The 1262-nt window shown below is 41.6% G+C and carries 1 protein-coding gene; it reads left to right on the top strand.

Annotation, left to right across the window (positions count from 1 at the left end; all coding sequences use genetic code 11):
* Positions 1 to 614 precede the first annotated feature (614 nt).
* The coding region (locus KDK17_RS03390; RefSeq protein ID WP_257254111.1) for a hypothetical protein at positions 615 to 1262 on the top strand (648 nt) is incomplete at its 3' end.

The raw sequence follows: 1262 nt of genomic DNA, 5'->3' as shown, positions 1-1262 counted from the left end.
ATTAGGACTGAATCCGGAGGACTATCGCTGTTTTTGGGGCGAAGTAAGGGATATTTCCTCAGCGGCTGCCTGGATGGAGACCTTAGGTTATGGACTATTAAGTCAGGTTTGATGCTGGCCTGGAGTTGATTGCCCCACTCTCCCTTCAGGTATTCCGCCTCTGCTAAACACATTCCATCTGGTTCAACAGACTCATGCAGCAGGTCAGCGCTGGGAAAGATGAACGATTGTTCTGGAATTTTTTTAGAAATTAACAGTCTAAAGCACACATAGCTTAAAAAAATCAAATGTGTTCAATAGAGGGATTTATGAATATAAACAAAAGCAAAACAGATAGTTACGGATTTCATCAAAGCCACCTTGCTGAAAAGAATGATGAAAGCTTTGACTCAGAACAAAAAGTATTCAAAAGTTTCTCAAGAAAGCTACGGGTTGAGGATACATCCTTTGCATCGGCAGAGAACCTAAGAGGGCTCGGCTCTATTGTGTCGGGTTGCGGTCATAAGATTGCCAATCAGACGATTCCCGAGCGAAAAGTTTCCCACTGGGTTAATTCTCATGATTGTGAGGCCATAAATTTAGCCGGACTCAGCGAGACGTTTACCGCTGAGGAGGTGGCTGAGCGTTTCCGAAGGACCATTGAAAACCTCACGCATTCACTGATATACAAAGAAATCGCAAGGGAACGTTATGAAGATGTTCAAAGAGATGAATTAACAGAGATTTTTATCGATTTTATTTTATGCCAGGAAGGTCTGGTTCATGATCGGTGTTTTACTATTGAAAGGAGCCCCGAGAAATACGTGGCGGCTAAAACCATGAGCCACGAGCGGGTTGAAGAGATACAGTCTTTTCTAAATGCTATTTTTTCCGAATGGGCAGCAGAGGAAGCGAAAGCTTGTTGGCCTGGAATACATTACAGTTGGGAGGATATGCTGGTTGATTATCTTAAAAAAAAGGAAAACGTACCGGATGATGTTACCCCAAAGATTGTTCCTTTTGGTAACTTTTGGCATAAAATCAGGTTCGAGAAATTGTTGAAGGAGATATATCCATTTTTTCGAACCCTTCTTGATGGAAGAGGCTTTTTTTCTGAGTTCGGTATTGTCTTTAATTTTTTCGTAAAATTCAGGCAGGAACTGGTTGATAGTGCTCGTGAACCTTGTAGAACCAACAAGTTAATCATTGGTCTGCGCGAGAACAGAAATAATATGAGAGAGTATTTTAATCGACATGTTATGGATGTTATTTTTTCCGGGCGC

The organism is Endozoicomonas sp. SESOKO2 (genome assembly GCF_024606245.1).
Lineage (GTDB): Bacteria > Pseudomonadota > Gammaproteobacteria > Pseudomonadales > Endozoicomonadaceae > Endozoicomonas_A.
Note: the sequence above shows the minus strand (reverse complement) of the source record. Positions and strands in the feature narration are given on the sequence as shown.